The sequence below is a fragment of the Massilia pseudoviolaceinigra genome, from assembly GCF_030846505.1.
Lineage (GTDB): Bacteria > Pseudomonadota > Gammaproteobacteria > Burkholderiales > Burkholderiaceae_D > Telluria_A > Telluria_A violaceinigra.
In genome coordinates this window covers 82,474-106,249 of the sequence record NZ_JAVCWL010000009.1, presented here as the reverse complement: position 1 = coordinate 106,249, position 23,776 = coordinate 82,474, and the positions used below count along the sequence as shown (strand labels likewise).

29 protein-coding genes and 1 tRNA gene are annotated in these 23,776 nt (G+C 63.6%); 12 read left to right on the top strand and 18 right to left on the bottom strand.

The window, feature by feature from the left end; all coding sequences use genetic code 11:
- Positions 1-55: 55 nt before the first annotated feature.
- On the top strand, positions 56-1,531 hold the full coding sequence (locus tag RBA40_RS10930) for a glycoside hydrolase family 19 protein (RefSeq protein WP_306647912.1): 1,476 nt from the start codon (positions 56-58) through the stop codon (positions 1,529-1,531).
- Positions 1,532-1,632: 101 nt separating this feature from the next.
- Here the strand turns inward: RBA40_RS10930 and RBA40_RS10925 are convergent, their stop codons facing one another.
- From RBA40_RS10925 to RBA40_RS10900, 6 genes are all read right to left on the bottom strand, one after another.
- Positions 1,633-2,586, bottom strand: a complete 954-nt coding sequence (locus tag RBA40_RS10925; RefSeq protein ID WP_306647911.1) for an NAD(P)H-dependent flavin oxidoreductase — start codon at positions 2,584-2,586, stop codon at positions 1,633-1,635.
- A gap of 96 nt (positions 2,587-2,682) precedes the next feature.
- On the bottom strand, positions 2,683-3,627 hold the full coding sequence (locus RBA40_RS10920) for an MBL fold metallo-hydrolase (protein ID WP_306647910.1): 945 nt from the start codon (positions 3,625-3,627) through the stop codon (positions 2,683-2,685).
- A gap of 7 nt (positions 3,628-3,634) precedes the next feature.
- Positions 3,635-4,078 carry a hypothetical protein gene (locus RBA40_RS10915; protein WP_099873428.1) on the bottom strand — a complete coding sequence of 148 codons (444 nt, stop codon included), beginning with the start codon at positions 4,076-4,078 and terminating at the stop codon, positions 3,635-3,637.
- Positions 4,079-4,285, bottom strand: a complete 207-nt coding sequence (locus RBA40_RS10910; RefSeq protein WP_099873426.1) for a DUF1289 domain-containing protein — start codon at positions 4,283-4,285, stop codon at positions 4,079-4,081.
- Positions 4,282-4,728, bottom strand: a complete 447-nt coding sequence (locus RBA40_RS10905; protein WP_306647909.1) for a thioesterase family protein — start codon at positions 4,726-4,728, stop codon at positions 4,282-4,284. The genes RBA40_RS10910 and RBA40_RS10905 overlap by 4 nt, the downstream gene beginning before the upstream one ends.
- Positions 4,729-4,747: 19 nt before the next feature.
- Complete coding sequence (locus RBA40_RS10900; RefSeq protein WP_306647908.1) at positions 4,748-5,113, bottom strand: VOC family protein; 366 nt, start codon at positions 5,111-5,113, stop codon at positions 4,748-4,750.
- 142 nt (positions 5,114-5,255) lie between these two features.
- Between RBA40_RS10900 and RBA40_RS10895 the strand changes: the two genes are divergently transcribed.
- Positions 5,256-5,669 carry a ribbon-helix-helix domain-containing protein gene (locus tag RBA40_RS10895; protein ID WP_099873421.1) on the top strand — a complete coding sequence of 138 codons (414 nt, stop codon included), beginning with the start codon at positions 5,256-5,258 and terminating at the stop codon, positions 5,667-5,669.
- A gap of 22 nt (positions 5,670-5,691) precedes the next feature.
- The gene (locus RBA40_RS10890) at positions 5,692-7,041 is read left to right on the top strand and encodes an extracellular catalytic domain type 1 short-chain-length polyhydroxyalkanoate depolymerase (RefSeq protein ID WP_306647907.1); all 1,350 of its coding nucleotides are present in this window, start codon (positions 5,692-5,694) and stop codon (positions 7,039-7,041) included.
- 101 nt (positions 7,042-7,142) lie between these two features.
- On the opposite strand, the gene RBA40_RS10885 is transcribed toward RBA40_RS10890, so the two are convergent.
- Together RBA40_RS10885 and RBA40_RS10880 are read right to left on the bottom strand one after the other, a co-directional pair.
- On the bottom strand, positions 7,143-7,574 hold the full coding sequence (locus RBA40_RS10885) for a DUF29 domain-containing protein (protein WP_306647906.1): 432 nt from the start codon (positions 7,572-7,574) through the stop codon (positions 7,143-7,145).
- 185 nt (positions 7,575-7,759) lie between these two features.
- Positions 7,760-8,194 (bottom strand): DUF29 domain-containing protein, encoded by a 435-nt coding sequence (locus RBA40_RS10880; RefSeq protein WP_306647905.1) that lies wholly within the window; start codon positions 8,192-8,194, stop codon positions 7,760-7,762.
- A gap of 338 nt (positions 8,195-8,532) precedes the next feature.
- Between RBA40_RS10880 and RBA40_RS10875 the strand changes: the two genes are divergently transcribed.
- A complete protein-coding gene (locus RBA40_RS10875; RefSeq protein ID WP_306647904.1) occupies positions 8,533-8,691 on the top strand; it encodes a hypothetical protein in 159 nt (52 codons plus the stop codon).
- Between the two features lie 85 nt (positions 8,692-8,776).
- Here the strand turns inward: RBA40_RS10875 and RBA40_RS10870 are convergent, their stop codons facing one another.
- Entirely contained in the window at positions 8,777-8,977 is a 201-nt protein-coding gene (locus RBA40_RS10870; protein ID WP_306647903.1) for a cysteine-rich CWC family protein, read from the bottom strand.
- A 253-nt stretch (positions 8,978-9,230) separates the two neighbouring features.
- Here RBA40_RS10870 and argB point away from each other — a divergent pair, with 253 nt between their 5' ends.
- Positions 9,231-10,157 (top strand): acetylglutamate kinase, encoded by a 927-nt coding sequence (gene argB / locus RBA40_RS10865; RefSeq protein ID WP_054265500.1) that lies wholly within the window; start codon positions 9,231-9,233, stop codon positions 10,155-10,157.
- 34 nt (positions 10,158-10,191) lie between these two features.
- Positions 10,192-10,266: transfer RNA gene (locus RBA40_RS10860), tRNA-Thr, on the top strand.
- 43 nt (positions 10,267-10,309) lie between these two features.
- On the opposite strand, the gene RBA40_RS10855 is transcribed toward RBA40_RS10860, so the two are convergent.
- Positions 10,310-11,200: a TraB/GumN family protein gene (locus RBA40_RS10855; protein ID WP_306647902.1), complete on the bottom strand. Its 891-nt coding sequence runs from the start codon at positions 11,198-11,200 to the stop codon at positions 10,310-10,312.
- Between the two features lie 48 nt (positions 11,201-11,248).
- Here RBA40_RS10855 and RBA40_RS10850 point away from each other — a divergent pair, with 48 nt between their 5' ends.
- From RBA40_RS10850 to pabB, 3 genes are read left to right on the top strand one after another with little or no spacing between them, the layout of a single operon-like run.
- Positions 11,249-11,977, top strand: a complete 729-nt coding sequence (locus tag RBA40_RS10850) for a pyrimidine 5'-nucleotidase (RefSeq protein ID WP_306647901.1) — start codon at positions 11,249-11,251, stop codon at positions 11,975-11,977.
- Positions 11,978-12,005: 28 nt separating this feature from the next.
- Positions 12,006-12,584, top strand: coding sequence for a nucleoid occlusion factor SlmA (gene slmA / locus RBA40_RS10845; RefSeq protein ID WP_306647900.1), 579 nt, complete (start codon positions 12,006-12,008; stop codon positions 12,582-12,584).
- A 14-nt stretch (positions 12,585-12,598) separates the two neighbouring features.
- Positions 12,599-14,407 carry an aminodeoxychorismate synthase component I gene (pabB, locus tag RBA40_RS10840; RefSeq protein WP_306647899.1) on the top strand — a complete coding sequence of 603 codons (1,809 nt, stop codon included), beginning with the start codon at positions 12,599-12,601 and terminating at the stop codon, positions 14,405-14,407.
- On the opposite strand, the gene RBA40_RS10835 is transcribed toward pabB, so the two are convergent.
- A complete protein-coding gene (locus RBA40_RS10835) occupies positions 14,404-15,081 on the bottom strand; it encodes an ArsR/SmtB family transcription factor (protein ID WP_306647898.1) in 678 nt (225 codons plus the stop codon). The genes pabB and RBA40_RS10835 overlap by 4 nt on opposite strands.
- Positions 15,082-15,157: 76 nt before the next feature.
- On the opposite strand from RBA40_RS10835, the gene RBA40_RS10830 reads away from it, so the two are divergent.
- Positions 15,158-15,796, top strand: a complete 639-nt coding sequence (locus tag RBA40_RS10830) for a DUF6058 family natural product biosynthesis protein (protein WP_306647897.1) — start codon at positions 15,158-15,160, stop codon at positions 15,794-15,796.
- A 53-nt stretch (positions 15,797-15,849) separates the two neighbouring features.
- Here RBA40_RS10830 and RBA40_RS10825 read toward each other — a convergent pair whose 3' ends face one another.
- The gene (locus RBA40_RS10825) at positions 15,850-16,125 is read right to left on the bottom strand and encodes a hypothetical protein (protein WP_306647896.1); all 276 of its coding nucleotides are present in this window, start codon (positions 16,123-16,125) and stop codon (positions 15,850-15,852) included.
- 108 nt (positions 16,126-16,233) lie between these two features.
- On the bottom strand, positions 16,234-17,193 hold the full coding sequence (gene ftrA, locus RBA40_RS10820) for a transcriptional regulator FtrA (protein WP_306647895.1): 960 nt from the start codon (positions 17,191-17,193) through the stop codon (positions 16,234-16,236).
- 94 nt (positions 17,194-17,287) lie between these two features.
- On the opposite strand from ftrA, the gene RBA40_RS10815 reads away from it, so the two are divergent.
- The gene (locus RBA40_RS10815; protein WP_306647894.1) at positions 17,288-17,677 is read left to right on the top strand and encodes a rhodanese-like domain-containing protein; all 390 of its coding nucleotides are present in this window, start codon (positions 17,288-17,290) and stop codon (positions 17,675-17,677) included.
- Positions 17,678-17,713: 36 nt separating this feature from the next.
- Here RBA40_RS10815 and RBA40_RS10810 read toward each other — a convergent pair whose 3' ends face one another.
- The gene (locus RBA40_RS10810; protein WP_306647893.1) at positions 17,714-18,313 is read right to left on the bottom strand and encodes a glutathione peroxidase; all 600 of its coding nucleotides are present in this window, start codon (positions 18,311-18,313) and stop codon (positions 17,714-17,716) included.
- A 199-nt stretch (positions 18,314-18,512) separates the two neighbouring features.
- Between RBA40_RS10810 and RBA40_RS10805 the strand changes: the two genes are divergently transcribed.
- Complete coding sequence (locus RBA40_RS10805) at positions 18,513-19,877, top strand: HD-GYP domain-containing protein (protein ID WP_306647892.1); 1,365 nt, start codon at positions 18,513-18,515, stop codon at positions 19,875-19,877.
- Positions 19,878-19,898: 21 nt separating this feature from the next.
- On the opposite strand, the gene RBA40_RS10800 is transcribed toward RBA40_RS10805, so the two are convergent.
- The 4 genes from RBA40_RS10800 to RBA40_RS10785 all read right to left on the bottom strand — a co-directional run bounded on the left by RBA40_RS10800 (position 19,899) and on the right by RBA40_RS10785 (position 23,615).
- Positions 19,899-20,765 carry a PPK2 family polyphosphate kinase gene (locus RBA40_RS10800; RefSeq protein ID WP_306647891.1) on the bottom strand — a complete coding sequence of 289 codons (867 nt, stop codon included), beginning with the start codon at positions 20,763-20,765 and terminating at the stop codon, positions 19,899-19,901.
- Positions 20,762-21,181, bottom strand: a complete 420-nt coding sequence (locus RBA40_RS10795) for a CoA-binding protein (protein WP_306647890.1) — start codon at positions 21,179-21,181, stop codon at positions 20,762-20,764. Before RBA40_RS10795 ends, RBA40_RS10800 begins: the two co-directional genes overlap by 4 nt.
- Positions 21,182-21,242: 61 nt before the next feature.
- Positions 21,243-22,637 carry a serine hydrolase gene (locus RBA40_RS10790; RefSeq protein ID WP_306647889.1) on the bottom strand — a complete coding sequence of 465 codons (1,395 nt, stop codon included), beginning with the start codon at positions 22,635-22,637 and terminating at the stop codon, positions 21,243-21,245.
- Between the two features lie 162 nt (positions 22,638-22,799).
- Positions 22,800-23,615 (bottom strand): hypothetical protein, encoded by an 816-nt coding sequence (locus RBA40_RS10785; RefSeq protein ID WP_306647888.1) that lies wholly within the window; start codon positions 23,613-23,615, stop codon positions 22,800-22,802.
- Positions 23,616-23,776 lie beyond the last annotated feature (161 nt).

Sequence of the window (23,776 nt, the reverse complement as noted above, 5' to 3'; positions counted from 1 at the left end):
CAGCGTGCGTTGCCGGGTTTTATCTGCCTCTTATCCTATTTTCCGGAACATAAATATGAAACAACAATTATCGATGCTGGCAGCAGGACTGCTGGCGGGCATGTTGGCCGGCTGCGGCGGCAGCAGCGGTGGCGGCGAATCCACGGGATCGGAGAGCGCGACGCGTTCGATGGTCAAGACGAGTGCCACCTGTCCGGTGTGGAGCGCCAGCGCGGTGTTCACCGCGGGAACGTGTGCGAGTCATCAGGGCAAGGTGTACAAGGCCAAATGGTGGACACAAGGTAATGTGCCGGGAGCGGAACAGTGGGGGCCGTGGGAATTGAGTGCAGAAACGCCCACACCGACGCCGACGCCTACGCCTACTCCGACACCGACACCGACGCCTACTCCAACACCGACGCCGACTCCTACGCCAACTCCTACCCCGACACCGGGTGGCGTTCCGACGAAGGCACAGGCCGAGGCGCGCGAAGCGCAGCTGACCGACAATGCGTTCTTCCGCAGCATCAAAGCATCGATCCGTACACTGGACAACGCCGGCGTCGAGCAGGTGGTGCCGGGACGCAGCGCCAATCCGATCAACGTGAAGCGTGTCGAACGCCTGCTGCCGGCAACCAAGTGGGATCATTTCTTCGCGGTGCGCGAGCCGAGCTATACCTACCAGCGTTTCCTGCAGGCGGTGGCCAAGTTTCCGGCCTTGTGCGACGACTATAGCGACGGACGCAATGCCGATGGCATCTGCCGACATGTGCTGTCCACCATGTTCGCGCACTTCGCGCAAGAAACGGGCGAGCACAACGCGAGCAGCACGATTCCCGAGTGGCGCCAGGGTTTGACGTACCTGCGCGAGCTGGGCTGCGACGAAACCGGCGCCGGCTGCGGCTACAACGCCGAGTGCGCCGATCCCGTGTTCAATTCGGTCTGGACTTGCGGGAAGAATGCGGACGGCAGCTTCAAGAAGTATTTCGGACGCGGCGCCAAGCAGCTGTCGTACAACTACAACTACGGGCCGTTCTCGCAGATCATGTTCAAGGGCGACCAATCGGTGCTGCTGCGCGATCCGGACCGGGTGGCGTCGACGTGGCTCAACCTGGCATCGGCGACGTTTTTCTTCGTCTATCCGCAGCCGCCCAAGCCATCGATGCTGCATGTGATCGACGGGACGTGGGTGCCGAATGCGGCCGACCGCGCGGCGGGGGCTGGCAACAACTTCGCCACGACGATCATGATCATCAACGCCGAGTGTGGCCAGGGGACGGAAAAAGCGGCGGCGCAGAACCGCATTAACTACTACAAGCAGTTTGCGGGCGAGTTGGGCTGGAATGTGGGTGCGGAGCAGTTATCGTGCGCCACGATGCAGCGCTTCGGGCCGTCGAGTTCGGCGTCGTACAGCATTTACTGGGAGAAGAACTGGAATGAGGGTGGGCAGAACCAGTGTCAGCTGGTGAATTACCAGACGCCGTACAGCGCGCTCATTGCGGATAACTATGTCAAGTGCGTGCAGGATAACTGGAAGGTCAAGCTGCAGTAATAAACACTAGGCGACTGCTATCCTCAAGACCGTCGTCCCCGCGAAAGCGGGGACGACGGAGCTCAAGCTAGTTGTCGTTCGCAGACTACCGGCTTTGCTCCTTACAGCGCCAGCCGCGCGCGCGCGGCATCATATTCCTGCTTCAACCGCGCCACCATCTCGGCCACCGTCGGCACATCATTCATCATCCCCACGCCCTGCCCCGCGCCCCAGATATCGCGCCACGCCTTGGCGCTGCCCGAACCGAAACTCATCTTCGATTTGTCCGACTCCGGCAAGGCATCCGGATCGAGGCCGGCATTGATAATCGACTTCTTCAGGTAGTTGCCGTGCACGCCGGTGAACAAGTTGGTGTAAACAATATCCGCCGCCGCCGATTCCACGATCGCGTCGCGGTACTCATCGGTCACGTTCGATTCCTTCGTCGCCAGCCAGCGCGAGCCGATATACGCAAAATCGGCGCCCATCGCCTGCGCCGCCAGAATCGCGTCGCCCGTGGCAATCGATCCCGACAAGGCCACCGGGCCATGGAAGAATTTACGCACCTCGCCCACCAGCGCGAACGGCGACAAGGGACCTGCATGCCCGCCAGCGCCGGCAGCCACCAGAATGAGCCCGTCGACACCGGCTTCCAGCGCCTTTTCGGCATGCCGGATCGACACCACATCGTGCATCACGATGCCGCCGTAGCTGTGGATCGCGTCCAGCATTTCCTTCGGCGGCGCGCGCAGCGAGGAGATGATGATCGGTACCTGATGCTTGACGCACATCGCCACGTCGTGTTCCAGACGGTCGTTGGACTGGTGCACGATCTGGTTGACGGCGATCGGCCCGACCTTGGCGCCCGGATTGGCGGCCTGGTAATCGGACAACTCTTTCTTGAGGTCGGTCAGCCAGGTATCGAGCAGCTCGGCCGGACGGGCATTGAGCGCGGGGAAGGAACCGACGATCCCCGCCTTGCACTGCGCCGCCACCAGCGCGGGCCCGCTGGCGATGAACATCGGCGATCCAATGACGGGAAGGGTGAGGTTTTGCAGCGCGGCGGGCAATGCCATGTCGGTCTCGCAATCGAAAAAAGTGGATGGAAGCAATTCCCAAGCATTATAGTGCGAAAAAAGAACGATCGTGCTTGAAAATCAGCTGCAGCGTGTTTACAAGTCGCTGTTGACCAGATCCTCGCCGTCGCGCTTGGCTGCGCCAGCCCGCACCAGCGATTGCACGGCCCAGTCGGCCATCTGCGAGGATGTCTCGAAACGCTGCAGATGCCGCCCGCGCGCGCCTTCGAGCACGGGAATGGTGGCGAACATGGCCGTCACGTCAGCGAGGCTGATGCGCTGGCGTTCGAGCAGCAAGAACTTGAGGATGACCTTGACCGCGTTTTCAGAATTGCGCAGCGGATCGGCTTCGAGGAAGTTCAGGCGGGTAAATGCCCTTTTCAGTGCCGGCTGGACGTCGGTGAACATGGCGCCGTGCCCGGGGATGACCAGGCGGGCGTCGAGGCTGCCGATCAGGTCGAGCGTGGCGCGCGCTTCGAGGAAGCCCGATTCGCCGTCGAGCTCGGGAAAAATCACGCCGAAACCGTTGCGCCACAGGGCGTCGGCCGAAATCACGATGCCTTCGCTGGGGCAAAAGAAGATCAGCGAATGCGGATGGTGGCCGGGCGCGCCCAGCGCTTGCCACAGTTTGCCGCCCAGTTCCAGCTCGTCGCCGGGCGAGACGGTGAAGTCGACCCCGAACCGGTCGCACTGCTGGCCGGTGGCTTTGTAGCTGAGCGCGTCCTCGTCCCAGGCGGCAACGTTGGCGGCCTCGGCCACCGGAACGCCGATGCGGCAGCCGTAGCGTGCCTTCAGCGCCGCATTGCCGCCGCAGTGGTCCGAATGCAGGTGGGTATTGATGACGCGCCCCAGGGGCCGTTCGCCGAGCGCGTGGCCGACCAGCGCCAGCGTCTGCGGCACGTGGGTTTTGTAGCCGCTGTCGATCAGGGTGGTTTCGGCGGAACCGGTAAACAGCACATTATTGGAAGACAACCAGCCGCGCTCGAACACCTGCATCGACGCCGGCAGCCGCGCCGGGTCGGGATTTAACATTGCATTCATGGGGAACTCATTTTTTCATCTGGAACGCGAGCGAGATCTTGGCGAACTCGATCAGGACGGCTTGCGAGCCGCCATTGAAGGTGGTGAAGGAATTGCCGGTTCGCACAACCATGCGCGGCGGAAACAGCCAGGAAGCGTAGGGAATGCCGATCATCTTGGCGCCGCGCACATCGCGCCATTCGACCTGCTTGTCGTACAGCCAGGTCTGGCGGATGCCGGTGGCGTCGATGGTGGTGGTGGCGCGCAGGAACCAGTAATAGCTCACGCCCAGCATCAGGCCGGCGCCCAGCAGCAGCGCCTTGACGCCCAGGCCGAACGACATCACCGGAAAGCGCCACGCCACGCTGGCGCCGTACAGCAGCAGCACCAGGGTGACGACGGTGGCGAAGGCCTTGAAGCCGGTCCCGTAGGCGGGGCCGGTGACCGCTTGCTGCGGCGTATAGAAGTTCATTTAGTCGAAGTCCAGTTCGGCTTCGCGGCGGCGGATTTCGGCCCAGACCGCGCGTTTGTACTCGTCCGGGGCGTTGCCCCAGGCGACGATTTCATCGAGGGTACGCAGGCAGCCGCGGCACAGGCCCTTACCGGACGCGGTATCGGGCGCCATTTCGCACAGGCTGATGCAGGGGGACGGCACCGGCGTCTGCAGTTCGGGATTCATGCGGCCCCGCCCCCGCTCCCGGCGCCGGTGGCAACCTTGGCGGCCACCCTGGCATTGAAGCGGGCAGGATCGATCACGTGACGCTCGTGGCTGCCTTCGCAGATGCGGTCGACCCCGTCCCAGGCCTCGACGCGGAACAGCACGCGCCGGCCCGCCACTTCGAGCACTTCGCCTTTAATTACCAGCGTCATGCCGGGCGGGGTGGGCGCGAAATGCGAAAAATGCACCATGGTGCCCACGCTTTGCTCGCGCGGCCAGTCCGTGAACGGCATGAGGCCGTGCACGCAGGCCAGTTCCATCATGCCGACCATGTAGCCGGTGGCGAGCACGTGGGGCATGTCGCGGCAGAAATCGGTGTCGTGGTACAGCTGCGGCACGGTGGCGCGCGCTGGGACGGTGTAGCTCCACTCGAAGCGGTAGCCGGGTTGCAGGTCGGGACTCATGCTCGGATTATGCCTTCTTTTAACGTTGCTCGATGAGCTCGACCTTGTTCCCGAAGGGATCGTTCACGGTGGCGCGCCGCAGGCCGGCGACCATCTCTTCCAGCTCAACCTGAACGCCAACGTCAGCCAACGCACCGACGAACTCGGCGAAACCGTCGACGATGAGGGCTGGATGCGCTTTTCTGGCGCTCTGGAACGCGCTGTCGGCACCCACGTGGAGCTGGGCGGCGCCGCACTGGAACCACGCTCCGCCGCGCACGGCCAGGTGGGCCGGCTTGGGCACTTCGGCCAGGCCCAGCACGCCACTGTAAAACGCGCGCGCCTGCGCTTCGCCGCCGACCGGCATGGCCACCTGCACATGGTCGATTCCTGTGATGCTTGCCATCGTTCCTCCGCTGTGACGGGATTGATACATAAAGACGCCATTATCGCATTCAGACGAATCGCGCTTGACGGAGGACCCCAGAGGGGTAGACTACCATCCATACAGATGGCATACGGATGCCACACAGATGATATGGAGACGTATGAATGCCCGGGACCTGAAACTCAAACCCGCTGAATCGGAAAAAATCACCATCAATCTGGGCTTGATCGATCTGGGCCAGATCGACCTGCTGGTCAGTGAAGGCTTTTATTCGAACCGGACGGACCTGATACGCACAGCGATCCGGAACCAGTTGAACACCCATGCCGAGGTAGTGCGGCAAACGGTGGCGCGCAAGAGCCTGGTGTTGGGAATGCATCACTATTCCCGCGCCGACCTCGAAGCGGCGCTGGAAGCGGGCGAACGGTTGCAGATCCAGGTACTGGGCATGGCCAGCATTGCCAGCGACGTGTCGGTGGAACTGGCGCTGGCAACCATCGAATCCATCTTTGTACTTGGCGCCCTGCATGCGAGCAGCGTGATCAAGACAGCACTGGCGGGCCGCATCCTTTGATGCGCTTATATAAGGAAAGCCAATGAAACTCAATGAGAAACTGTTCGCGAATATGCGGGCCGCAACCAAGACCCTGATGGGCCAGGGACCGAAGGCCGCTACCAGCGCCATTCATGAGGCCCTCAAGGTCCTGACGCCCCACAAAGCCGCGGCTGCCCAGCAGGCAGCGGCAGCGCGCGAAGGCGCCGCCACCATGCGCGACCTGAACACGCCGCCGGCGCACGCCAGAGCGGCCGGGCGCGACAGCGTGGTGCCGCCGATCGCGCCAACCCACGCGCAAGCGGGGGCGCAGGCAGAGGCGGCGTCGCATGCAGGGTCGCAGCCGCAAGCGGGGTCGCAAGATGCAGCCGCGCCCACGCAGGAGCAATATGTCAAGAATGCGGTGCAGGAAGCAACGGCGGCATTCAACAACCTGATGCCCGAGCTGCTGGCCAAGCTCGACCGTTCGGGAGCGAGCGGTCATACCGCATTCAAGATGCCGCATTTCGACCTGCCAGGCATGCACGGTGGCATGTCGTCGACCCCGGCCGAGGCGCTTCCGGGCAAATTTACGGACGGCAGCTTCACGAATGCGGCAGGCACCCGGACTTACAAGTTGTACGAGCCGAGCAGCTACAACGGGCAGCCGATGCCGCTGGTGGTCATGTTGCACGGGTGCACTCAAGACCCGGACGACTTCGCCACGGGCACGCAGATGAACGCGCTGGCCGAGGAAATGCAGTGCCTGGTCGTATATCCGGCGCAATCGATGCAAGCCAATTCCTCGCGCTGCTGGAACTGGTTCAATGCGGTCGACCAGCAACGCGGCCAGGGTGAACCTTCGATTATTGCCGGCATTACCGAGGCGGTGATGCACAACCATGCCGTCGACAGGACCCAGGTGTATGTGGCCGGGCTGTCGGCCGGCGGAGCGATGGCGACCATCATGGGCACCTTGTATCCGGAGCTGTACGCGGCCGTGGGCGTGCATTCGGGGCTGCCGTTCGCCTCGGCCCACGATTTGCCGTCGGCGCTGGCGGCGATGAAGGGCAATTTCGGGCCGCAAAAGGCGAGCGGCAAATCGATTCCCATCATCGTGTTCCATGGCGACAAGGATACGACCGTGCATCCGGTCAATGGCGACGAGCTGATCAAGCGCGGCGCGCATCACGAGTCGAAGGGTTTCGTCACCGAGCCGGGCCGCGTTCCGGACGGGCACGCCTACACGCGCACCGTGCACCAGCGCGCCGATGGGACGCCGCAGGCGGAACAGTGGCTGATCCACGGCGCTGGCCATGCCTGGTCCGGCGGCAGCGCGCGCGGCAGCTATACCGATGGCAAGGGTCCGGATGCCAGCCGGGAAATGATGCGCTTTTTTCAGACCAAGCGCTAAGGCTAGCGTCGACGGGGTGACATTCCCGTCGACGGCGCTCCTGGCCCCAACGACGGTGCAGGGCCGCGCTTGATTGATGAGGCAAATTCAATCTGGAAGCGCTAATCCGGCAAAAAATGCTCAGCGAGCACTTGAACAAGCGTCCACGGGCACCTTCGCGGAAATCCGTCCAGTTCCATGCTTCCGCCGGCAATGCCCAGAGCATCCTTCCAAGCATCGTCGAGCCATTCAATGTCGATCAAGGCCGACTGCAAACTAGGCATCTTGCGCAAGACGCGCCCGATACTCACGCGCTGGTCGCCGATACTCCTTAGCAATCCACTGTCACGCCGCGCAGGATGCAGCTTCCATTCCAGCAATTGCGCAAACAAGGCCGACATGCGCCGCCCCAGCTCGCGCTTTTCAGCCTTAGCCACGCCTTCGATCTCTTCGGCGATATTGTCAAAGTCGAGCGCCGACCACTGCCGCGCGCGCAATAAAGCAGCCTGTTGGTATGCCCAGGCCACCACGTCGGTGTCGTACAAATCTGCCATTGACCGCTCCTGTTCAAAGCCAACCCAGTCTCCGTATGGTAAGCCCAAGCGAGCCCGGCACGACTGAAAATGCCTGCGCGGCGGCAAGATCGTGGCGCGAATGACGATGATGTGCCGGCAAAACGCCAGCGGCGACGGCATATATCGACGGTGAGCCCGGTTGAAGGGCCGGCATGAGCCAGCGACTACCGAGGAAGAAACGCCGGGTCCAGTAACTGCGCGCTGGTCCATATTGGCATGTCCGGAAACTCATGCAGCCCGGTCTCCTTGATGGCAAGTACCAGCGCGTCGTCCCAGACCTCTTGCCGCCAGTCATCGTCGGTAAGGGCGCTCTTTAGACTTGGCATCTTGCCAAGCCTGCGGTTGATCGTGGCGCGCTGCACATTGATCGATGCGAGCCAGCTTTTGCTGCGCAGCTGAGGCTGAAACTGCCACTTGAGCAGGTGGGCAATCAGCACGGCCATCCGACTGCCGAGCTCGCGCCGCATGCTATTGCCCACGTCCTCGATCTCCTCGGCAAGGTTCTCCATATCGAGCGCGGACCACCGGCGTTCGCGCAACAGCGCCGCCTGTTCGATCGACCAGGCAAGCACGTCCATGTCGTACAGACCAGCCATCATCAACTCCTTGTGACTGCCCTCATATTAAGCATGCATACCTACCGGACTTCGACACGCCTCAATCGTGCGCCGGCGCGATCAGGGAACTTGAACACACCCGTGAGGTCTATAACTGGAGTGATTCAATTCGACCGAGAGGAGGCTCCCATGTTCGCATTCCTGAGAACTATTTCGGAAGAAGACCTACGACATGTTGTGAAAAAATTGTCCAGCAATGTAGAGACCAAATCACCGCTCTCTCCACGCAGCCAGGAAATCCTCAGATCGGTGCGTTTTACCTCCCACGAGGCGAAACAAGCGGGAATCGTCGCTGCCATGAAGATCGTTGCGAGAAGCAAATGCTGCATATTGTCGGATCGATTCTGACGGGCTATGTTGGACTGGCCAAACTGACGGCTACCACCGAGAAGGCGGTGGGCATCGGCGCCAACCCTGCACATAAACCGGCATTCGGAAAGCCCGTATCGACGCCGTCCACACCTCAGGAAGGGGATTAGTCCGCTCGCCCAACCCTCGAACATCGGCACCGATGGTGCGCGCGCTCCAGCGCTCCCAGGCTGATCCGCGCCTGGCTACCCGCACTCATTCGCGCGCAGGCTGGTCCGCGGAGTCTTTGTGCGCCTCGATATGCGCCTCCAGGCACGCCGGACACCAGCAAGCAGCCGCCCCGCCCTCGACCGGCACCGCCACCACCGGCGGCAACTCCGTGCACCAGCACGGCCCCGCAGTGCCGTCGGCCATGGCGCAGCCGAACTGCGCCCCACAGCGGCTGCAGGTACTCATGGCGCGCCGCTTTCAGGCGAGGTCAGCCACAATGGGAAAAGACACGTGCGGGCGATGCCATTCATGGGCATGTTTCCTGATCGATTGGTGCACTGCGCCGGGGGCCGCGAAACGGAGCTGGAGCGCGGAGGAGATTCATTTAAGCCCAGCCTAACGGATCAAAAATGAAAATACAACAAGATAGCCCTATAATGCCCACAAGCTTCTCCCTGTTGCCTGTAAAATCTCGCAAAATTTCATTTTCGGACCCGCCATGACCGCTCCTTTGCCCAAACTGAAGACCGACCATCAAGACGACCTGACCGCGGTTTCCCCGCAGATCAAGGCGCAGATCCTGGCCGAGGCACTCCCGTATATCCGCAATTTCCATGGCAAGACCATTGTCATCAAATACGGCGGCAATGCGATGACCGACGAACGCCTCAAGCACGGCTTCGCGCGCGACGTCATCCTGCTCAAGCTGGTCGGCATGAACCCGGTCGTGGTGCACGGCGGCGGTCCGCAAATCGACAACGCCCTGAAAAAAATCGGCAAGCAAGGCAGCTTCGTGCAAGGCATGCGCATTACCGACGAAGAAACCATGGAAGTGGTTGAATGGGTGCTCGGCGGCGAAGTCCAGCAAGATATCGTGATGCTGATTAACCACTACGGCGGCCAGGCTGTCGGCCTGACCGGCAAAGATGGCGGCCTGATCCGTGCGCGCAAGATGGCCATGCCCGACAAGGAAAACCCGGGCGAGTTCCTCGACATCGGTTTTGTCGGCGAAATCGACGCCATCAACCCGGCCGTGGTCAAGGCGCTGCAAGACGATGCCTTCATTCCGATCATTTCGCCAATCGGCTTCGGCCAGGATGGCCAGGCCTACAACATCAATGCCGACGTCGTCGCAGGCAAGATCGCGGAAATCCTGAAAGCCGAAAAGCTGATCATGATGACCAACATCGCTGGCGTGCAAGATAAAAAAGGCAACCTCGTGACCGATCTGTCGGCGCGCGAGATCGACGAAATGTTCGCCGACGGCACCATTTCGGGTGGCATGCTGCCTAAAATTTCATCGGCACTCGATGCGGCCAAGTCGGGCGTGAACACGGTTCACATCATCGACGGACGAATTGAGCACTCTTTGCTGCTCGAAGTCTTGACCGAACAGGCTTTTGGCACTATGATCCGGTCGCACTAAAATTTTTATGGCGGCATCAGCCGCCAACAGTACCGCCCTTTTAGCTCAGTGGTAGAGCACTCCCTTGGTAAGGGAGAGGCCACGTGTTCAATCCACGTAAAGGGCACCATTCCTCCCGCGGCACCCTCCCCCCAAGCTCTGCACTATCCAGATCAGTACACCCGCTCGACCGTCAGTCCGCGCGCGCGCAGCAAGGCCGGTACGCTGTTCTTGCCGATCAGATGCAATACCCCGATCGCCGCCACGCTCTTGTCCTGTTTGACCAGCAAGGCGGCCAGCTTGTCCGCCAACGGGCCGTTGCGTTCGTCCAACAGAATTTTCTGCATGAATTTGCCGGATACGCTGGTGTCGTTCTCGACCTTGGCTGCCACCGCATCGAGCCCGGCCTTGTCCGCCGAGCCCCAGGCGTCGACAATCTGGCGCATTTCGGCGCGCTGCTTGCCGGACTCCATCATGTCCACGCTCTCTTCCAGGAACTTCCACTGCTCCTCCGCGCCCAAGCGGTCGAACATCGCGAACTGGGCGCTGATCGATTCGAGCTCGATCACCGGCACCTTGCTCGCGCGCGCCATCTGCGCCAGTTTGATGTCGACCGCCAGCTCGGCCTGGTAACCCTCGGCCGCGTACTCGGCCAGCGTCAGGGTGGTCGCCACCAGCCACGGCTTGAAGCGCGCCACCGCGGCCGGATCGATCTTCGCCTTTTTCAAGGCCTGTTCCACGCGCTTGCGAAAAGCCGGCGAGCGATCCTGGAAGCCCGGCTTGCCGGGCGCGAGCAAGGCATGCGCCTGCATCGCCGCACCCAGCTTGGCCGGATCCTGCAGCAGGTCCACTTCCAGCGCCAGCGCCGAGGCATCCTTCACGGCCGTGGCGATGCGCGGCTCGAGCGGATAGAACTCCGGCAAGCCCACATGCATGGTGCCGAACAAATGCATCGTATGGCCACTGCCGCTGATCTTGAACAGCGCGCCGCGCTCGGCGCCCCAGGCCGCCGGCAGGGCCAGCATCAGCAAACTGAGGAACACCACTATAATCGGACGTCTCATGCCTTATTTCCTTGTTGGTTCGTTATTGCGTTTTTAATCAGGTCCCCTGTGTCCAATCTTACCCGCTCCGCCCCGCTCTGGTTGTTTGATCTCGACAATACCCTGCATAACGCCTCGCACGCGATTTTCCCCACCATTACCGCCAACATGAACGTGTTCATCGCGCGCGTGCTGGGCGACGGCGTCACGCCCGCCAGCGCGGACGCGGTCAACGCCGCCCGCCTCGACTACTGGAAACGCTACGGCGCCACCCTGCTCGGGATGATCAAGCACCACCAGGTCAGCGCCGCCGACTTCCTTCACGAAACCCACCACATCGAGCGGCTGGAAGACATGATCCGCTACGAACGCGGGCTGGCGCGCCTGCTCAAGCGCCTGCCGGGGCAAAAAATCCTGCTGACCAACGCGCCGACCCGCTACTCGACCGACGTGATGCGCCATCTGGGATTGCGGCGCCACTTCAGCCACCACATCGCCATCGAAAACATGCACGTGCACGGCCAGCTGCGGCCCAAGCCGTCCAAGCTGATGCTGCGCCGCCTGCTGCGCAAGCACGGCGTTGCCGCGCAGCGCTGCATCCTGGTCGAAGACACCCTGGCCAACCTGCGCACCGCCAAACAGGTGGGCATGCGCACAGCCTGGGTCACCCAGTACCTGCGCATGATGGACCCGATCGGTGTTGCGCCGTTGCCAAAAAAGTTAAAACGCCCCGCTTATGTCGATGTCAAAGTAAAATCCGTGCTTCAGTTGCCGAGATGCATGAATCGACTGCGCTGACATCGTCAACCCACCTCATCGAGAACACATGGCAAGCACCAAGCCGGGCCAGCGCAAGCTGCAAATCCTCCAGGCTCTGGCCACCATGCTGGAGCAGCCCAAAGGCGAGAAAATCACCACGGCGGCACTGGCAGCACGGCTGGACGTATCCGAAGCGGCGCTGTACCGCCACTTCGCCAGCAAGGCGCAAATGTTCGAAGGTTTGATCGACTTCATCGAATCGAGCGTCTTCGGCCTGATTAACCAGATCGCCGAAAACGAACAGGGCGGCGTCGACCAGGCGCACGCCGTGCTGCAGATGCTGCTTGGCTTCGCGGCCAACAATCCCGGCATGACGCGCGTGCTGATCGGCGACGCCCTGGTCAACGAAGACGAGCGCCTGCAGCTGCGCATGAACCAGTTCTACGACAAGATCGAACTGGCGTGCAAGCAGTCGCTGCGCCTGGCCGTCACCCAGGGACACGGCCAGGAAGCCGACGTCGCCGCCCGCGCCAGCCTGCTGGTGAGCTACGTGGTCGGACGCTGGCACCGCTACGCCAAGAGCGGCTTCCGCCACAACCCGACCGAGGGCACGGCCCTGCAGATTTCCCTGCTGCTGGCGGCCTGAGCGCGCGTACACCGATGAACCCCGTGGACTGCTTTGCCCTGCTCGACGACGCCACCGGCGGCGGTTCGCGCCTGTACACGGGCCATGCGGGGGCCTTGCGCTGCGACGACGCGAGCACATGGCCGGACCTGCTGGCGCAGTTGCAGGCGGCGCTCGGACGCGGGCTGCATGCGGTGGCGGTACTCAGTTATGAACTGGGCGGGCAGCTGCTCGGCATCGGCACGCATCGCGCCACCGGTCCGCTGGCGCAACTGCTGCTGTTCGACACCTGCACCCGCTTGTCATTCGACGAGGTGACGGCCTGGCTGGCCGCGCACGCGCCAGCACAGGACGGCCCGGCCGGCATCGGCAACGTGCGCGCCAACGTCGACCAAGCCGCGTTCAGCGACGCCTTGAAGCGCATCCACGACTACATCGCCGCCGGCGACACCTACCAGGTCAACTACACCTACCGCCTGCACTTCGACGCCTTCGGTTCGCCCCACGCGCTGTATGCCCGCCTGCGCGAACGCCAGCCGGTGCCCTACGGCGCCCTGATCGCCCTGCCCGACGGCGGCGCCGTGCTGTCGCTCTCGCCCGAACTGTTCGTGCGCCACCAAGGCGGCGAGCTGATGGCGCGTCCGATGAAAGGCACCGCCCCCGCCAGCGACGACGAGGCCGGGAATGCGCGCCGCGCCAGCGCCCTGGCGGCCGACGCCAAGAACCGCGCCGAAAACCTGATGATCGTCGACCTGCTGCGCAACGACCTGGGACGCATCGCCGTCACCGGCAGCGTCGAGGTGCCGGCGCTGTTCGACGTGCAGCGCTTTGCCAGCGTGCTGCAGATGACGTCCACCGTGCGCGCCCGCCTGCGCCCGCACGCTACCCTGGCCGACATCGTCGCCGCGCTGTACCCGTGCGGCTCGATCACCGGCGCACCCAAGCGGCGCGCGATGGAAATCATCCGCGAGCTCGAACCGGCCGCGCGCGGCGTCTACACCGGCGCCATCGGCTGGTTCGATCCAGCTTCCATGCCTGACGCGATCGGCGACTTCTGCCTGTCGGTGCCGATCCGCACCCTGACGCTGCAGGCGCAGCACGGCGGCACGCGGCGCGGCGAGATGGGCGTGGGCGCCGGCATCGTGTACGACAGCGACGCCGCCGACGAATATGCCGAGTGCCAGCTCAAGGCGCGCTTCCTGACCGGCCTGCAAAATGAGATCGAGGTCTTCGAAACCCTGCACGCCACGCGCGACGATGGCTGCCGCCACCGCGCGCTGCACCTGGCGCGCATGGCGCGGTCGGCGCGCTACTTCGGCTTCCCGTTCGACCAAGCCGGCGCCCACGCAGCGCTGGATGCCGCCTGCGCCGCGCTGGCGCCCGGGGTGGCATCGCGCATGCGGCTCGCGCTCGGCCCGTCCGGCGCGTTCAGCGTGCAAAGCGGCGCGCTGGCCGCGCTGGCGCAGCCGGCGCGCGTGCTGCTGGCGGAGGACGCGATGCGCGCCGACGATCTGTTCCTGCGCCACAAAACCAGCGTGCGCACGCGCTACGACGCCGCCTGGCGCGCGGCCGAGGCGCAAGGCGCTTTCGATATGCTGTTCTTCAACGAGCGCGGCGAACTGACCGAGGGAGGCCGCAGCAATGTGTTCGTGCAGGTCGACGGGCGCTGGCGCACTCCTGCCCTGGCGTGCGGCCTGCTGCCCGGGATCATGCGCGCGCTGGTGCTGGCCGATGCCCGGTGGGATGCGGAAGAAGCCATCGTCACGCGCCCGATGCTCGAGCGCGCCACCGGCCTGATGGTTTGCAATGCGCTGCGCGGACCGATGATGGCGGTGCTGGCCTAAGCCAGCCAGACGCGCAAATCCTGTTCGCCGGCGTCGCTGAACGCAACCACGCGCGAATCGAGCGAGCGTTTGGCCCAGCCGATTTCCTCGAAGCGTGCCAGCAGTGCGTCGCCCAGCGCGCCGGCCAGGTGGTGGCGGCGCTCGCTCCAGTCGAGACAGGTGCGGCAAAAGGCGCGCCGCGTGCCGGCCGCCGCTGCCGTGTCGACGCCGATCACGTTGACGATGGCGCTGCCGGCGCCGGTCAGGCGCAGTCCGTCGGCATCGGGAATGAAAGCGCCATGCGCCAGCAGACGCTCGTACACCAGCACACCAAGTTCGCCGGCCAGATGGTCATAGCACACGCGCGCCTTGCGCAAGGCCGGCTCGCGCGGGCTCGAACGCAGCCGCACCGCGCCGGTGCGAAAGGCGACGTTCATCAGCGATTCGAGCAGCTGCGCCACGTCGTCGTCGGCCAGGCGGAAGTAGCGGTGGCGGCCCTGCGCTTCCACCGCAAGCAGGCCGGCGTCGACCAGCTTGGCGAGGTGGGCGCTGATGGTCTGCTTGGTGACGCCGGCGATGTCGGCCAGTTCGGTGGCGGTGAGGGCCATGCCCGACATGAGGGCGGTCAATACTTCCGCGCGCGCGTGATCGCCGATCAGGGCGGCAATGCCGATAATGTTGGGGCCGTCTTTCATGGTTCGATGGTAGCCGAACCGTGCAGGCCGCACAAGCTTGTATAGTAAGCCGTATCGACTAACGAAAGAGGGGGCCATGGAACTGATCCGATACCTGAGCGATTGCTTCTTCACGGAGCAACAGCTGCTGGCGGTGTCCGGCATCGATGCGGAAGAGCTGGCGGTGCTGCAGCGGCGCTCGATGATGCCGCGCGCATCCTACCGCCTGCGCCTGGACGTGAGCTGCGACTCCTTTTTTGGCCAGCACGAGGAACACAAGGCGATGGCCTACTATGCCAGGGGCTACGCTTCGTGGATCGGGCTGCTGCAGTCGCTGCACGGCGACGCCGACGCCTTCCGCGTGTTCGCCGAGCGTTACCGCGCCCGGCTGACCCAGTTGAAGGCGGCCGGCCTGTGCACCGAGAACCCCAAGCTCGGCGCGGGCCTGGACGAGCACCTGCGCGAAGAGTGGCGCCACTTCCTCGAGGGCACCTATGGGATATGCACCAAAACCGGCTTGCCGGAGGAAATCGCCTCGAAGGAACTGGCGACGATGATCATCCGCGACATCATCGGCAAGCCCGTTGAGCAGGCGCTGTCGACACGCGACCGGATCTGCCTGACCCTGGCGGTCGACCTGCTCGACACCGCCAGCGGCCAGTTCGCGCCCCATGAAAAAGAGCGCAGCTCGCGGCATTTGCTGATTGACGAGGTGCGCAAGAATTACCAGTTATAAGCGATCAGTGATAAACGGCGCGGCAGGCGCGGCGCGGCCGCCGATGATATCGATCAGAGCCGGCAAGGCGCGGGAATGCCGCTGTCGCCGGACGCCATTGCGGCCGCCGTCGCTACCAGAACCATGCCGATGACGAGGATGCGCGGGAGGTGGCCGAGAAAGAACTGGCGCATGGTGTCGGCTTTGCCGAACTGGTCCGCAAATGCCGGTTCCCCGGTTTCCTGCGTAGCGAACGCAGCCGGTGGCTCGCCGCCTTTCCCGAGCCAGGAAACATCAATATCGTCTGCCCGCATGCCTTGTTCTTCAATAAAAAGGTCTCTCGCACTCATTGCATTCTCCTCAAAGATTCCCGCAAACGGCTGCCAGCCGTCTAGTCTAACCTTTTAGATCACGGTCGGCGATGTTGGTTCCGCATCCGCCATCAATAGCCCGGCCTTTCAGGCAGCGACACGCGCGAACTGGCGCCGGTACGCGCCCGGCGTGGTGGCGGCAAGGCGGCGGAAGTGATGCCGCAGCGATGCTTCCGAAGCAAAACCGGCCCGCTCGGCCACCTGCGCCAGCGGCAATTCGGGGTTTTCGAGCAAGTCCTTGACGATCGCGATGCGCTCGCGGATGAGCCACTCGTGCGCGCCGAAACCGGTGGCGTCATGGAACTGGCGCTGCAAGGTGCGCTCGCTCATGGCCGCGCGCAGCGCCATGCTGGCCACCGTATGCGGCTCGGCCGGATGCACGCGCACCCAATCCATCAGGCGCGTCAGGCGTCCTTTTTCGTCGTGCGCCATGGGCCGCGGCAGATACTGCGCCTGCCCGCCTTCGCGGTGCGGGGCGACCACCAGCCGCTGCGCCACCAGATTGCCGACCCGGGCGCCATGATCGCGCCGCACCAGATAGAGCAGCATGTCGATGCCGGCCGCCGATCCGGCCGAGGTGATGATCTGGCCGGCATCGGCATACAGGTCGTCCGGCAGCACCTCGATCGCCGGATAGCGGCGTGCCAGCCGGTCGGCATAGCGCCAGTGCGTGGTGGCGCGCAAGCCGTCGAGCAGGCCGGCCGCGGCCAGCACGAACACGCCCGAACAGATCGAACACAAACGCGCACCGCGCGCATGGGCGGCGCGCAGCAGCGCCAGCAAGGCGGGCGGCGGCGCCTCGTCGGGATCGCGCCAGCCGGGGATGACGATGGTATCGGCCCGCTCCAGCAGCTGCGGCGCGTAGGGCGCGCTGATGACGATGCCGCCGGCGGCGCGGATCGGCCCCGGTTCGGCCGCGCATACAGCGAATTCGTACCAGTCCACCTCCAGTTCCGGACGTTCGAGCGCGAACACTTCGACCGTGCAGCCGAATTCGAAGGTGCACAGGCCGTCATAGGCAAGGGCGACGACGAGATGTTTTTTCATGGCGCAATCTTAATGCAGAATGGCTTTTGCGCCACTTAGCAGGGCGCGAACGGGCGCCGATAATGGACGCTCTTTCACAACAAGGAGTACGCTCATGTCCGCCGTTACCGCTGTCGCCCCCGCCTCTTCCCCCGCCGCGCTGGCGCACTTCGAAGCGCAGTTCGCGTTCGAAACCGATTGCTGGGATGTACACGAGGCGCTGGCCGCCGGCAGAGCCGATTTCGTGCTGCTCGATGTGCGCGGCAACGACAAATACGGCAGCGGCCACGTACCGGGCGCGCTCGATCTGGCGCATCGCAAGATCATCGGATCGACCATCGCCCGGTATCCCGACGGAACGGTCTTTGTCGTCTACTGCGCCGGACCGCATTGCAACGGCGCCGCGCGGGCGGCGATCCGCCTCGCGCGGCTGGGGCGCCCGGTCAAGATCATGACGGGCGGGATCGCGGGCTGGCTCGACGAAGGTTTCGCCCTGAGCGCCTGACGGTCAGACAGTACGCCGCCCCCCGCAGTGAGCCGATCAGCTGCCCAGAGCCTGCTCGATCTTGCTGACGAGCTGCTTGTCTTGCGGCGTGACCTTGCTCGGATAGTGTTCGATGACCTTGCCGTTGCGGTCGATCAGGTACTTGGTGAAGTTCCATTTCGGCTCCTTGCCGGTGGCCTTGATCAAGCCCGCGTGCAGGGGATTGGCGGCCGCGCCCGTAACCGAGGTCTTGGCGAACATGGGGAACTTGACCCCGTAGGTGTTGTAGCAGAAATCGGCGATTTCCTTGGCGTTGCCCGGCTCCTGCTTGCCGAAGTCGTTCGACGGGAAGCCCAGCACCACCAGGCCCTTGCTGCCGTATTTGGCGTACAGCTTTTCCAGCCCCTCGTACTGGGTGGTGTAGCCGCAGTAGCTGGCGGTGTTGACGACGAGTACGACCTTGCCGGCGTACTGGCACAGGTCCTGCGGAGCCTCGTCCTGCAGGCGCTTGAAGCTATGCTTGAGCAAGGCCGGGCAACTCGCGGCCGGCGCCGGCGCTGCCGCAGGGGTGGCCGCGGGCGTCTGGGCCTGCGCCGGATCGCTCATCAATACAACAGCGGACAGGCTGGACAGGAGAAGTGCCGAAATCTTGAACATTGTCGTTTCCGTGCAGTGGGAATGGGAACTCATTCTATGCCAATTCAACACCGCCCATCCGCGCAGCCGGGAGCATCGGCAGGGACGCAAGCATGGCCAAAGCTGCCAGTTTGCTAAATACAGCAGCAAATATTTGATACTCAATGTAATGCTGTGCGGCAATACTTGCTATCATATGTGCACCGTTACGGAGAATCCCATGAGCCGCGCCAGCCTGAGCACCAGCGTCAACCAGCACTACCTGAACAAATTGATGAAGCTGACCGAAGTCATGGATGTCGCGGCCAGCGAAGACATTGTCGATGTACGCGGCATGAAGCTGGTAGCCAAAGGCACGAAGCTGACGCGCGCCCAGCAGGACACCTTGGGCGGGCATAAGCTCAAAAAGACCCTGGAATCGTCGCTGAGCGCTGAAGGCGGCGCCGACAACCACCTGATCCTCGAGACGGCCAAGCGCATTCTCGACACCAGCGTGCCGATCAACCGTATCCTGGGGCCCAACGCCGGGCGCGGTATTTCGCCGCAGACGCTGCTGGCGAACATGCACTTCGGCCACGCCATGCGCATGATGATCACCCTCACCGACCGCGAGAATCCGCGCGCGCTCGAACACAGCGTCACCGTCAGCCTGCTGTCGATCGGCATGGCGAAAAAGTTGCAACTTTCGAACGACGACCAGATGGCGGCGGCGCTGGCCGGCCTGTTGCACGATGTTGGGGAACTGTACATCGACCCGGCGTACCTGAAGCCGGGCAAACGCCTGCTGCCGCACGAGTGGGCGCACCTGGTGATCCATCCGCGCATCGGCCAGGTGCTGATCACGGAACTGGAGTCCTATCCGGTCTCGGTGGCGCGGGCGGTGTCGGAACACCACGAACGGCTCGACGGCACCGGCTATCCGCGCCAGTCGGCCGGCGGGATGATCAGCGGGCCGGGGCTGGCCGTGTCGGTGGCGGAAATGCTCGCCGGCGTGCTGCACAAGGATTATCCGCTCGAGCGTGCCGAACTGGCCTTGAAAATCATTCCGGGCGAGCATCCGCACCATTTTCTGTCGGCCATTTCGGGCGCCTTGCGCAACCAGCCGGCCAACCGGCCGATCGCCCCATCCCGGCCCGACGAGAACGATGACGAGGCCATCGCGCGGCTGTTGAGCCGCATTGCCGATTCCCTGCAGGCCGGTCAACAGATGCTGGGCGAAGAGACCTTGCGCTCGCCGCGCGTATGGGCCTTGATCGAACGTGCGCTGGCACGCATCAGGAACATCGAGCGCGCCTTCATCAGCACCGGGCTCGATGCGTATCTGAAAAACAATCATGGCTTGCACGACCACGACGACGGTACCCTGCAGTTCGAAAAAGCCGTGGCCACGCGCGAAATCACCTGGCGCCTGCGCGACATCGCGCGCGACCTGGCGCTGAACACGGCCGACGTGGCGACCGACCGCGACATGCTCGCCGGCTTGATCGGCTTGCTCGACGGCGGCCTGCCCGACGCGGCCATCCCGCTGTCTCAGCCGCTGTCGCAGCAACTGCCGCAACAGCAAGCGCAAGCGCGGGCGGCCTGAGCTTTGCCGCCCGGCGCCAGGCTACTCGATCTTCAGCTTCGACAGGCGCGGATCGGGTTTGGGAAAGGCGAGGTTCAGGTCCTCCATCACTTCCAGCAGCAGGTTGGCGATCAGCAGGTTGCGGTGGGTCTTGGAATTGGCGGGGATGATGTACCAGGGAGCGTGGTCGGCATCGGTGGCGCCGATCGCCCTTTCGTAGGCATCGCGATAGTCATCCCAGCGCTTGCGCTGGACGATGTCGTTTTCGTCGAACTTCCATTGCTTTTCCGGGTCGTCCAGGCGCGCCTGCAAGCGCTCGCGCTGCTCATCCTTCGAGATATGCAGGAACACCTTGACGATCACCGTGCCGGTTTCGGCCAGCATGCGTTCGAAGTCGGCGATGTGGGCGTAGCGGCGCTTGCATTCCTTTTCGTCGATCAGCTTTTGCACACGGGTGACCAGCACGTCTTCGTAATGGCTGCGGTTGAAGATGGCGATTTCGCCGGCGCCCGGCACGTGCGGATGAATGCGCCACAAAAAATCGTGCGCCGCTTCGTCCAGGCTGGGCGCCTTGAACTGGGTTGCATTCAAACCCATGGGGTTGATGCTGCTGAACAGCGCGCGCACCGTGCCATCCTTGCCCGAGGTATCCATGCCCTGCAGTACCAAGAGCACTTTTTGCTTGCGCTGCGAGAACAGCATCTGCTGGTGCAACGCAATCTTCGCGGTCAGCGCACCGGTCAGTTTGCGCTCGTGCGCCTTGATCTGGTCCTTCGATGTGGGATGCTTGCCGCCGTTCTCGCGCAGCGGCGTGGCGCCGGCATCCTCATCGCGCAGCGGCGTGGCGCCGGCATCCTCATCGCGCAGCGTCAGGTCCGCCGGCGCGCGGAAACGGGTGCGCGCCTTCATGCCTTGCCGCCGCTGTGCGCGTGTTCGATTTTCATGCAGCGGTCCATGACCACGTCGAGCCCGGCCGCGGCGGCCAGGTCGGCCGCTTCCTGGTTGACCACGCCGAGCTGCATCCACAGGCAGCGCGCGCCGACGTCGATGGCTTCGCGCGCGAGCGGGACCATGGCGTCGGCGCTGCGGAAGCAGTCGACGATATCGATCGGGCCATCGAGGGCAGCGGCGGCCTGGGCCAGGGTGGCGTAGACCGGCTGGCCCAGGATCTGCTGGCCGGCATAGGCGGGATTGACGCCGAGGATGCGGTAGCCCTGCTGTTGCAGGTAAGCGGCCACGGCGTGACTGGCACGCTCGGGCCGGTTCGACAGGCCGACCACGGCGATTGTCTTGCTGTCTTTCAGGATGTCGGGGATGGATCTCATTGCGCTCGCCAGGTTATGTGTCAGGCCAGCGTAGCAGATTTACCAAGCCCCGCCGCGTACGTTAGGGCGCGCCGACGCGCTGGTTGATCATCTCCGAACCCTGGCTGTGGACCATCACATGGCTCACCTCGCCCTTGTCGTTGCGCGCGAACACGAAGGTGGTCAGCGAAGCGGGCATGAAGAAGCCGTCGTTCGCGTAAGGCGTCAGGATGACCGGGTCGCGGTTGGTGCGCTGCATGACCAGCTTGTCACCGTCGCGCTTGAAGCTGCGGGTGGCGGTCGCGTCGATACGGTAGGTGCCGGCATAGGCGTCCAGCAAGGCGTTGTCGATTTTCACGGCCTTCAATTCGGGGAAGGGATTGCCGATGGCGATGGCGGCAGCCTTGCTTGCCACCATGTCGGGCTGGACCGTGGGTGCATCGGTATTGCTCAGCACCGCGACATACACTTTTTGCTGCGGCAGCCGCAAGGCGGAAGTGGAAAAGCCGTTGATGCCGCCGTCATGCGCCACCATCGGCACGCCGCGCAGCTTGCCGACCTGCCAGCCGTAGCCATAGTTGCTCGGTTTGCCGTCGGCCAGTGCGTAGCTGGTGTGCGCCTTTTGCCAGGTGGCCGGCTGGAGCAGCTTGCCTTCGCTGATGGCCGCATCCCAGCGCGCCAGGTCGTCCACGGTCGAGACCAGTGCGCCGGCCGCGTACGGCTGCGACATGCTCAGCGGCTTGGACGCGGTGACGCCGAACCAGCCCTTGGTGTGCCCGACCGCGCGCGGACCCGGCGTGCGTTCGTGGCCTTCGTACGCAGTGTGCTGCATGCCGAGCGGCGTGAAGATGCGCTCGGCGATAAACGTGGCGTAACTCTGGCCCACGATTTTTTCGATCACCGCGCCGAGCAGGAAATAGCCGGAATTGTTGTAGGCCCAGCGCGTGCCGGGCTCGAAACTGAGCGCGTCGTTCTTGAAGGTATCGATCATGCCGGACACGCTCATGTCCTTCGTGGCATTGCTGTCGAAACCAGCCTTGCTGGTATAGCTGACGATGCCCGAGGTGTGCGTGAGCAAGTGCTCGATGGTGATGCGCTTGCCGCGCGTGGGGTAATCCGGCAGGAATTTGGTGATGTCGTCGTCGAGCGCGAGTTTGCCTTCATCGGCCAGCATCAGGATGGCAACCGCGGTGAACTGCTTGGTGATGGAACCGAGCCGCAGGGCCGTGTCGGGCGTCATGGCCTTGCCCTTCGATACGTCGGCCATGCCGTAGGCCTTGCGCAGCACGGTCTTGCCATCCTGGGTGACGATGACGGTCGCGCCCGGCGCGTCGGCTTTGTAGTACGGGGCGATGACGGCGTCGATGCTGCTGGCGAGTGCCTGTTCGCTGGCGGGACGCGCGGCGTCCTGCGCAAAGGCGGCGGGCGCGTGCAGCGCAACAAGGGAGGCAAAACAAAGGGCGGAAAGCTTGAACATGCGAGGGGTTCCTATAGTCTGGTTGATCGGCAATTGCAGACCAGACTATAGGGGCGGCGCCCCCGCGTCGGGCCCCCGCTGCGATGAAATGCGGATTGACAATGTCAAACGGTCAATTCGCGCGACGGCCGGAGAATTTGCGGCACGCCGCCGGTGCTTGCCTTAACGGTCGGTGAACACGTCGTTCCAGCTGGCCCGTTCGGGCGCCGTCTGGGTCTGCAGATAGCCGACGTTGGCGACCTGGATGCGGGCGATTTCGTTGAGCGCTTCTTCCGAAAAACCGGCCCGCTTGACGCCGCGGTCCTGCATCGACAGCGAGTGCAGGTACTGGTGCAGGTGGCGCGGTTCGGTACAGAACAGGCAGATGCGTTCCCACACGTGCGGATACAGGCTTTTCAGCGCACCCTGCGGCGCCATGCCGGCCAGCGCTTCGAGCGTCAAGGTGGTGGCCGCGCGCGGCTGGATGATGGTGTCGACGACCGGAATCGCATCGGTGTGCTCGTGCTCGCCCAACTGCGAGGAAGGACCGTTGCCGCCCTCTTCCTTGGCCATGTTCTCGGCCGAATAGTCGGCCAGCGCGCGCAGGGTCTGGTCGGTCGAGGGCAGGTTGTCCTTGGGCCAGCTGAAGCGGCGGATGCCGGCGCTGGCCATCAGGGCCGCGATGGGAATGATATCCGGATTGGCGCCGGGCACCGGCGGCACGGTCAGCTCGATCACGAACAGCAAATGCAGGCGGGCGTCGAAAACGGCGTAGTCGACGCGGCGTCCACTCAGGTGTTGCTGGTGGCTGCTCTTGATCTTGGGATCCGGATTGCTCGGGATCATCAATTTGCTCAGCGGGATATCGGGGAAGATGTAGCACTTGGGCAAGGCGCGGCGCAGGCGGCCGTAAAACGCTTTTTGCTCAGTGCCGAAAAAGCGCCGCTTCGTAAACGAAGGGACAGCCTCGGGAGGTTTCTTTAACAGGCGGTTCAACATGGCGACAACGGCCCTGGTCGTGGTTCAAGTCAGTAGTGTGTATTTAATAATCCTAATGCACAAGAAGAAAGGCGGTCAAACCGAAAATATAACCTGTCCACGCGGAAATATCGTAGTTGGCGGGCTACGTCATTGGGGTTTGTCCAGGCCGTGTGTACGCC